7 protein-coding genes are annotated in these 9,463 nt (G+C 57.8%); 2 read left to right on the top strand and 5 right to left on the bottom strand.

The window, feature by feature from the left end:
• From Q0650_RS14110 to Q0650_RS14090, 5 genes are all read right to left on the bottom strand, one after another.
• Positions 1 to 106, bottom strand: a 106-nt coding sequence (locus Q0650_RS14110) for a zinc-ribbon domain-containing protein (protein ID WP_298820024.1), incomplete at its 3' end; no start/stop codon positions are given.
• Between the two features lie 111 nt (positions 107 to 217).
• Positions 218 to 1,465, bottom strand: a complete 1,248-nt coding sequence (locus tag Q0650_RS14105; protein ID WP_298820022.1) for a VWA domain-containing protein — start codon at positions 1,463 to 1,465, stop codon at positions 218 to 220.
• A gap of 30 nt (positions 1,466 to 1,495) precedes the next feature.
• Entirely contained in the window at positions 1,496 to 2,794 is a 1,299-nt protein-coding gene (locus tag Q0650_RS14100) for a serine/threonine-protein kinase (RefSeq protein ID WP_298820021.1), read from the bottom strand.
• On the bottom strand, positions 2,791 to 4,341 hold the full coding sequence (locus tag Q0650_RS14095; protein ID WP_298820020.1) for a PP2C family serine/threonine-protein phosphatase: 1,551 nt from the start codon (positions 4,339 to 4,341) through the stop codon (positions 2,791 to 2,793). Before Q0650_RS14095 ends, Q0650_RS14100 begins: the two co-directional genes overlap by 4 nt.
• Before the next feature lie 196 nt (positions 4,342 to 4,537).
• Entirely contained in the window at positions 4,538 to 5,677 is a 1,140-nt protein-coding gene (locus Q0650_RS14090; protein WP_298820019.1) for a PP2C family serine/threonine-protein phosphatase, read from the bottom strand.
• A gap of 504 nt (positions 5,678 to 6,181) precedes the next feature.
• Between Q0650_RS14090 and Q0650_RS14085 the strand changes: the two genes are divergently transcribed.
• Positions 6,182 to 8,650, top strand: a complete 2,469-nt coding sequence (locus Q0650_RS14085) for an FHA domain-containing protein (RefSeq protein ID WP_367280822.1) — start codon at positions 6,182 to 6,184, stop codon at positions 8,648 to 8,650.
• 238 nt (positions 8,651 to 8,888) lie between these two features.
• Entirely contained in the window at positions 8,889 to 9,434 is a 546-nt protein-coding gene (locus tag Q0650_RS14080; protein WP_298820017.1) for a helix-turn-helix domain-containing protein, read from the top strand.
• Positions 9,435 to 9,463 lie beyond the last annotated feature (29 nt).

Here is a 9,463-nt window from a genome sequence, read left to right as displayed (position 1 = left end):
CAGGTACCGCAGGGCTGGTCGCCGCGCCGGTCAGGCGCGTCCCGCATTGGTCACAGAAACGGTTGGTAGAGTCATTTTGCGCGCCACAAGAAGGGCAGATGATCATAGTCGTTCCCCGTATTGGCAAGCAATCGCTCTCAAGCGGCGATTGCGCGAGTACGCTCTCTGATTGATTGAACTCACGCTTTCTACTTCAAATCGCAAGAACCAAACATCATCACTCATCTTCGAGCCGTTGGGTCAACCGTCGCGTGGCGTATCGTAGTTCCTTCTGCGCTTCTGGAGAGAGTTGCCGGCCCTGCTCAAGCGCTGTCGCTTGTTGATTGGTCTTTTCAGCCAGCTCTAGTTCCCCCAGATCGAGCAAGCGGGTGGCAGCCGCGCGCAATTTTTGCGTCGCGCCGGCCACATTACCGCTAGCCGCTTCGCTGAGGGCACGGGTTTGCAGCTTGAATGCAGTCACGCGCTCGACCAGATTCATCACGCCGGGAACAAAACTCTCTGGCCCGACCTGATCGGCTACTTCGAGCAGCACATCTTGCTTGATCACCATTTCCGTCGATTGACCAACCGGGGTCAGGTGCAATTCAGCCTGCGCGATCCGAAAGCGACCGCTCGCGCGCGGTGGTAGCATCACATCGAGCAAGATCGCCGTCGGTTCGCCACCTACCAGATCGCCCAGTCGCGTGGCGACGGCTGTCTCGCCGATAGGCTGATAACCAAGATTGGCAATGACCGGCTTGACCCGGTAGACGGCGCGCGGCGTAACGTCACGCACAAAGCGTAGCAACAGGCGCGCATCGGTCGCAACGGTTGCCTGCGCGGTTTGCACAGCTTGCTGGAAGAAGGTGGTAATTTGCGCCGGATCGGCGATGTAATCCGAGTAGCCATCACTGGCGGCGGCAATGTCGTCAAGCAGTTGTTCATTCCATTCAACACCCAACCCTAGCGCGGTGATGCGCGCGCCTGCCTGACCGAGTTCGCGCGCCAGATCACGGCAGAGTGGTTCATCACCCCAGGTTTGACCGTCGGTCAACAGCAGCATACGACTGATCCGATCAGGGCCGAGATACTTTTGCAGCTCGACTTGACCGGCCTTCATTCCCAGTGACATAGCTGTGCCACCGGCTTCAGTGATGCTGTCAACTGCCGCCAGTAACGCCGACCGATCGCCAACCGGCGTCGCCGGAACCAGGGTCTGCACCGTGTCGTCGAAAATGACAATCGCCGCCACATCCTGAGGACGCAGCAATTCGATCACCTTGCGGGTAGCCGCTTTCAGACTCTCAAGTTTTGCGCCTTGCATAGAACCTGAGCGGTCAAGCACAAAACAGAGGTTGAGCGGCATCGCTGTTGTTGGGGAAGCCTGTGCCACGGCTTCAACCAGCAGATAGCCCACTTGTGGTGAAGCGCTGGCCGGTACTGGCATTCGTCCCCATCGGCAGGTTAATGTGACAAAATCAGACATACTTGATGTCCTTGCTGTGAGAACTCAGCTTCATCCGTTTATCTGCGCGACAATCAGCGCCAGCACACAACAGAGCAGGTATGCTCCCGCGCTGGCGGCAAAGCCAATGGCGGCATCGCGGCGACCATGGAGCGTTTGACCGGTATTTGGACTGACCAGCGCAATGACGCTCAACACCCCACCGATCAGAGCTATCAATATGACGCCTAATGCTATCACGACTCCAAAACCGGCTACAACATCTTCGCCGCCAATGATTGGGTCGAGAGCGACAAGCGCGATTGCCAGCGTCATAAGGCCACTGCTAATGATCCCAATCCAGCGACTGGCAGTAGCCATTCCGGTGCTGGCGGGCGCTGCTGTCGGCGATGTCATACTGACATTGACTCGGGCAACCGGAGCCGGATCGACGGTTCGGTTTACCAGATTACTGCTGCCAAAGAGTGCCTGTTGCAGCTCGATGACGCTAGCGAAGCGACGCGCCGGATCGTTGTCAGTTGCGCGCGTGATTGCTGCCGCAATGTAAGGCGGAATCGAAGGATTGAGCAGATGAACCGGCGGCAGGCGGAAGGGGGTGGAGCTGGGATCATGGCCGGTGAGCAGATGGTGCATCAGCACACCGAGACTGTAGATGTCAGAACGCGGGTCGGTTTGTCCGCGACCATATTGCTCTGGCGCGCTGTAGCCGGGCGTGCCGAACGCCTGCGTGTCACGTTCTTTGCCCGGTTTGAACAGGCGAGCAATCCCGAAATCGACCAGTTTGATGGTGCCCTCAGGCGTAATCATCACATTGGTCGGCTTCAAATCACGGAAAATGATCGGCGGTTGCTGCGCATGGAGGTAGGCCAGCACCTCGCAGATCTGCGCCGTCCAGCGCAAGACTTCGTGTAGAGGGCGTGGCAATCCAACTCGATTGACATAATCGCGCAGGTTTTCGCCGGGCACAAATTCCATAACCAGATAGTTGCGCCCGTTCTCTTCAAAGTGGTCGGTGACGCGCGGCAGGTAAGGGTGACTCAGCCTGGCCAGCAATTCAGCCTCTTGTCGAAATGCCTCCTGCGCTTGCTGGCGCTCAAGCGGTGAGGTGATCGTAGCGTCGCTCATCTCCTTCACCGCCCACTGTACGGTTGCCAGTCGCCGGTCGGTGGCCAGGTAGACCGATCCCATGCCACCGGCGCCAAGGCGACGACGCAATTCATATCGACCCTGAAGCACCTGCAAGGGCGCTGACGTGGCAGCCAGTTGATCGCTGCTGCGGATGCGCGCGCCGCATTCAGGACAGAAGAGCACTTCCTGGTGGATTGTTGCGCCGCATTGAGAACATTTCATATCGTTAGTCTCACCAGAACTACAGCGATATTGTCTTCCCCGCCCGCCTGATTTGCCGCTGCAACGAGCGCTGCGCTGGCGCGTTGTGGATCGGGTTCTTCGGCAATAATTCGCGCCATCACCGGGTCGCGTGTCATCTCCCACTGACCATCAGAACAGAGCAGCAGGGCATCACCAGCCTTTAAGCGTAAACTGAAGAGATCGACTTCTGGTTCGGCTCGATCGCCGAGCGAGCGCAACACCGCATTCCGCTGCGGATGAGTGTAGATGTCTTCCTCGCGCAGATGACCAAGTTCAACCAGGCGCATCACCAGTGAATGGTCTTTGCTGATCCGGCGCAGTTGACCATCGCGAAACAAATAGGTGCGGCTATCGCCTACATTAGCGATCACTGCCCGATCGCCGACAACCAGTGCCATCGTCATAGTAGAACCCATATCGTTGCTCTGGGCTCGACTCTCGCGCTGAATGGCTTCGTGGGCGGCCAGCACAGCCTTCCGGATCAGCGCGCGCATGTCGGTTTCGTGATACAGACGTGGCCCCGCTATAATTTGTTGCAGGTATTCGTCCATAATCAACCGCGCTGCCGCGCGCACAGCCATCCCGCTGGCAACCTCACCGGCAGCGTGACCTCCCATGCCGTCAGCCACGATGTACACACCGCAACTCTGGCGTTGTCCGTTGTTTTCGAGGCAGATGGTCATCTTAAACAGGCTATCTTCATTGTGATCCCGCACCCGGCCCACGTCAGTATACGAACCGGCCAGTTGCAACAGCGGCGTCGGATGAGTGCGTTCATCGCGCAAACTGCTCAGGCGATGGGCTACGGCTTGAGCATCGGCCAGCTCGCCGGTACGAATCTGGCGCAATACTGTTCCCAACCCATCAGCCGCTTCTTCGGCTGCCAGCGCGGCTGCTTCGTCCAATCGTTGCGTCGTGCGTGGGATAGCGGTTAAACGTTCCAGAATTTCGGCCAGGGTCATGAGATCGGCGCGAAAGGCGCTCTCACGCTCACCATCGTCTACCAGACGCAGGTAGTTAGCATGGCGCAAACAGACCTGTCCTGGCCCGCTTATACCGAGATCGTCCACGGTGTATTTACCGAGCGAAACCCCGATCCCGTGCAGATTAACCAGCAATTGGGCTAAAATGGCGCCAATGGTGAGGGCCGTTGTCTCGTCGAGCGGTTCGGTTACGGATGGCATGTCGTTATCGGCCAGCACCGTCAAACGCATTCCATTCAGATCACACTCTTCGATCACATCAGGCAACAGCGCGCGCGCGAGCGGGTCGGCCAGCCGCTCAATCAAGGCCGGGCCGAGTGGAGCGTCGCGTGGCGAAAGAAACGCAGGATAACTTCGCACTTCTAGAGCTGCGCCGCAATCGATACAGTACGACTCTTGGGCTTCGTTGGCGGTAGAGCCACATGCCCAACAGCGTTGCCACGGCGCTAAGTCGCGCACCTCGAGCGGACCAACCGGCAATGGATCAGCGAGGGGGTACGTGGGAGCAAACCGGTTGGCAATCAGTGGCAGATTAGGTTCCATAGCTTTCTCCTCGCCAGCAGGCAAGAGTTCCGGTTGTTCACAGGTATCGGTAATGAGCGAACGTAACCATCCCTCACTGATGGGTAATGGCTGGCGTCCCGGCAAAGGTCGGCCACAAATGGCGCAACACCGGGCTTGCGCGCGATTTTCTGCCCCACATATAGAACAACGCATATCTCTCGTCCAGGTTGCAGGTTTAATGCGTAAAACGGGCGATCACAACCGAAATATTATCCTGACCGCCACGCCGGTTGGCCAGATCGATCAATTCAGCAGTCGCCTGCGCCGGTTGATGAGCAACCGCCAGGTTGGCCATTTCTGCATCGGCGACGTGATTAAAGAGTCCATCTGAACAGAGCAGGAGAATATCGCCAGGAGCCAGCGGCAGAGCGCGGGTGTCAGCCTCTAATGGTTGATCGGCGCCAAGCGAGCGATAGAGGATGTGACGCTGTGGATGCGAACGAGCAGCTTCCGGGCTAAGCTGGCCAATATCAACCAGGCGGGCGACAATGGTGTGATCGGTCGTTAGTTGTTGCCAGGAGGGAGGTTCGCCCGTTCCCCCTGGCGTAATCAGATAAGCCCGACTATCCCCCACGTGAGCGAGATATGCCCGGCGACCGAAGGTTAGCGCGATGGTCAGCGTAGTGCCCATCCCGCTGCGGCGAGAGTCAGTATGAGCTGCGGCGACAACCTGCTGATGCGCCGCATGCACTGCAGCCCGGATCAGGGCAAGCCAGCTTTCATCATCGCCGGGCAGCGTTTCGTTGAGTGCCCGCTGTAAAAACGTCTTCACTGCTCCGGCTGCCAGTTGTGAGGCAACTTCACCGGCAGCAGCGCCGCCCATCCCATCAGCGATCAGCAGCAATGCGCCGAGCGGTTCATCACCGCGACTGAAAGTGCCGGCGTAGGCGGTGTCTTCGTTGAGCTGACGCACCTGGCCGATGTGACTCCGCACCGCAATTTGCGCGTGGAGCGGCTGCGGCGGCGCCGGAGTTTGCCGAGGCGGTTGAAGCGTAGCGCCGCACGAGACACAAAACCGCGCCCCTGCGCGATTGCCGCGCCCACAGAACGGGCAGGCGAGCGGGTAGCGACGCTGAGAAGGTGGGTGGCTGGAGATCCGCACCGTTTCGCGTCCCTGGGCAATCTGTTGGGCAAGATTAGCCAGAATTTGCGATAATTCGCGCAACGCCTGCGCGGCTTGCTCGCGGGCAACACCGCTAGAGTCTTCGTACTGTTGGCGCCAAAACCCGACACCGGCTTCAACAATGGCCAGTAAATCGCGTAAACTGATCGTATCGGCGGTGAGCGCCAGTTGCCGTTCACCGGTTACGATCACGCGCTCAGGATGTATGTCAAGTACTGCGCCGCAGTTCGGACATACCCTTTGGCCTGCTCCCAGGGGATGGCCACACCTTCTGCATTGCGCTGATTCTTGCGTTGTCACCGCCCGTCCTTGCCATTGCTGAATAACCCTTGCTCCAGGATACGACGCTCCAGAAAGCGATTTGGATGCACAAGTATGCCGCACCGGATGATAGCCGGTTGCAAAGCAGACGGTAGCCGAGGAATATAACCGATGTGTTCTACAGTTCCGCCTGACCTGTGATATCTTTGAAACTGTTGCCACGCTCAACCGGCTTGCATGTCGCGCCAATCTATGCTATCACAAGAGCGGATCGGTTGGAACGCCCCGCATTATAGCACAGGAGCTGCTGCTGTGGCGATTGAAAGCGCGCTACTATGCCCGTTTTGTCAGGCCTTACTGTCCCGTTCAGACGCGCGTTTCTGCCCGTCGTGTGGTCGTCAGTTACCTGCGCCAGAGGCAAAACCCCTCACCACAATGATCACTACTGCCGGCGCAGTGTTGCATATCAGTGAGTCTGGCGTTGAGCGCGATGTCGTGTTAGGGCGCCAATCCTATACCGTTGGCCGCGCTGCTGACAATGATATTGTGCTGCTATCACGGTTTGTCAGTGGTCGCCATGCGCGCATCGAGCCAGTTGGACAAGGGCATCGCATCATTGATGTCGGTAGTCGCAATGGTTTGCTCTTTGCCGGTCAGCGGATCGGCGAGCGGGAGCTGGCCGATGGTGATGTGATTCGGATTGGCGATCCGGCCACAGGCAACTTTGTCTCGCTTACTTACCATAACGCCGCAGTAGCCACTGCAACCTCCTTGCGGACTGCGCCCAGCCGTTTTCCGCTCGATCCTGCCGACCCGGCAATTACCATTGGGCGGGTAGGTTGCGACATTGTGCTCGACAACCCGCAGGTCTCACGTTTTCATGCCCAAATCGATCGCACTGCCGACGGTGTGGTATTGCGCGATATGGGCAGCACCAACGGCACGTTCGTCAACGGCCAGCGCGTCACAACACCGGTGATTTTAAAGGCAGGTGATGTAATCCAGATCGGTGCGTTTAAGCTGGTCTACAATGTGAGCAGCCTTGATCGCTACGATCAGCAGGGAGCGCTGCGCATCGATGCGCGCAATCTGTCGCGCGTCGTGACGCGCAATCGCATCCAGCGGATCATCCTCAACGATGTCTCACTCTCGATTGCGCCGCGTGAATTTGTGGCGATTGTGGGTGGTTCTGGCACTGGCAAAAGCACATTGATGAAAGCATTGTGCGGTTATGCCCCGGCTGAACAGGGGCAAGTGCAGGTCAACGGCGACGACTTCTACCGCAATTTCGCCGTATACCGCGCTGTGCTGGGGTATGTTCCCCAGGATGACATCCTCCATCGGGTGTTGCCCGTGCAGCGAGCGCTCGAGTATGCCGCGCGTCTGCGGCTGCCGGCTGATACTGCCGATACAGAAGTGCAGGCGCGCATCATGCGCGTGCTCACTGATGTAGAGATGACACCACATCGCGACAAGCCGATCGAAGCGCTCTCTGGCGGTCAGCGCAAACGGGTGAGTATCGCCGCCGAGCTGCTGGCCGATCCGAGCCTCTTCTTTCTCGATGAGCCGACGAGCGGCCTCGATCCCGGCCTCGAAAAGAAGATGATGTACACGCTACGCCGGCTTGCCGATAGCGGGCGGACAGTAGTGCTGGTGACCCATGCGACCGCGAACATTACCCAATGTGATCACGTGATCTTTATGGCCGGTAACGGTCGCATGGTCTTCTTTGGCCCGCCAGTGGAGGCGCTGAACTTTTTTCAGGTAACCAGTGGCGATTTTGCCGACATATATACCAAAATTGAAGGCGTGGGCGATCCCGACCATCCGGTAGTGCGGCAAGATTTACAGACCGAGTACGAAACCTGGCGCTCTGCCAACCCGCAGGCCCAAACGCCGCCGAGTCTGGCTGAATTGTGGGAGATGCGCTACCGCAATTCGGCGCTATACCAACAATATGTGGTGGGGCGGCTGGCCGCAACACCGGCTGATCCGCCGGCGCAACGCAACGCCGCCGCGCAAACGACGCAGCGCATCTCGCTGTGGCGGCAATTTGTTCTGCTGACCCGGCGCTACTTCGACCTGCTGCGGCAAGATCGCCGGCACCTGCTGATCTTGCTGTTGCAAGCGCCTATCATCGCGGTGCTACTGATCCTCGTTGCGCGCAGTGATGCCCTCACCGGCGTGCAGGCGCAAGACCTGATCCAGCGCGGTGAAGCCAAGAAAGTGCTCTTCATGCTGGCGACCGTCAGCGTCTGGTTTGGGATCATCAATGCCGCTCGCGAAATTACCAAAGAGCAGGCTGTCTACCGGCGTGAACGGTTGGTCAATCTGCGTATCGGGCCGTACCTGCTTTCCAAAGTGGTAGTGCTGAGTGGCCTGGTCATCGTGCAGACGATCATCTTGCTCGGGATTGTGTTGCTCAAGGTGATATTCCCTGGCGAAACCGGCATTCTCTTGCCGCCGCTACTGGAAACGTTTATAACCCTCGTCTTGTCAGGCGGGGCAGGCATGGCATTGGGGCTGGCGATCAGCGCAGCGTCAGCCACCCCTGATCGCGCAATCAGTCTGGTGCCATTCGCGCTCATTCCGCAAATCCTGTTCGCCGGGCTGATCTTCCCCATTGAGGGGATAGCGACACCGCTTTCCTGGCTGACCATCAGTCGCTGGACGATGGATGCGCTTGGCGCCAGTGTTGATCTAAATCGGTTGTGCAATTTGCCCAACACCGATGATCAGGGGAGTATTCCGCCCGGCTGCACTCCCGGCTTTCTGGAAACGGAAGCGGCGTTTAACCACGATCCGGCACACCTGGTCGGTCGCTGGCTGGTCTTGCTAATCTACGCGGCTGGGTGTATGGCAATTGCCGCGTGGGTGTTGCGCCGACGTGATCGGGTGGTATAGTGTGGTCGGCATGAACCTTTAGGTCAATTACATTAATGAAACTTGTGCATTTTTTACGTCATTCTGCTTCAGGATAAGCTAAACCGCGCCTCTTCTGCCTGTGCAACACCTTGACGAGACACTATCAATGGCGTATAATCACAACTGACAAAGTGAAACGATTGAGACTGTGTCTATCAATTTATTACCGCAGCGCGTAGCTTTCCGCGCGCTCGCTTTTGCTTTATTGAGACAGCGTATGTCACTCGGACAAAAGATCGGTCGTCTGCGACAAGAACGCGGTTTGACGCTACAAGAGGTGTCTGAGGGATCGGGTTTGACTCCTTCTTTTCTCAGCCGCCTCGAGCGCGATAAAGTGAATATATCAGTGGCAAATCTGCGCAAGTTAGCGCAGTTTTTCAGTGTGCAAATGACCCATTTCTTCGAGGGTGAAGATAACCAGCAAGTTGGTCAGGTGGTGCGTCCAGCCGATCGAGTGCGCCTCTCGCTCGATGATGCGCCGGTGCAGGTCTTTTCCCTTTTGCCACCCAATAGCGACCTTGATGCGCGGCTCATCGAAGCTTACCCCGGCAGCAGCCAGCAAGGCTTTTCATCACGCGGCAGCCAGATGGTACACGTGCTGGCGGGAAATGTGCGCTATACCCTTGGCGAAGAGCAGTACGATTTGACCGCCGGCGATACGCTCTTCTTCCGCGACGATACGGCTTATAGCTGGACGAATACCGGCAATTCGATTGCAACTATGTTGACTGTCAGCACGTTGAATCCACGCGATGAGCGCTGATAGGAGATCGGTAACCCTACCTGATTGAG

Source organism: uncultured Chloroflexus sp. (genome assembly GCF_937129525.1).
Lineage (GTDB): Bacteria > Chloroflexota > Chloroflexia > Chloroflexales > Chloroflexaceae > Chloroflexus.
This window is presented reverse-complemented; position numbering and strand designations above follow the sequence as displayed.

What these genes read in the sequence shown, in the direction of transcription:
- Q0650_RS14105 (WP_298820022.1), bottom strand. Translation starts at nt 1,465, where the DNA reads ATGTCTGATTTTGTCACATTAACCTGCCGATGGGGACGAATGCCAGTA.
- Q0650_RS14100 (WP_298820021.1), bottom strand. Translation starts at nt 2,794, where the DNA reads ATGAAATGTTCTCAATGCGGCGCAACAATCCACCAGGAAGTGCTCTTC.
- Q0650_RS14095 (WP_298820020.1), bottom strand. Translation starts at nt 4,341, where the DNA reads ATGGAACCTAATCTGCCACTGATTGCCAACCGGTTTGCTCCCACGTAC.
- Q0650_RS14085 (WP_367280822.1), top strand. Translation starts at nt 6,182, where the DNA reads ATGATCACTACTGCCGGCGCAGTGTTGCATATCAGTGAGTCTGGCGTT.
- Q0650_RS14080 (WP_298820017.1), top strand. Translation starts at nt 8,889, where the DNA reads ATGTCACTCGGACAAAAGATCGGTCGTCTGCGACAAGAACGCGGTTTG.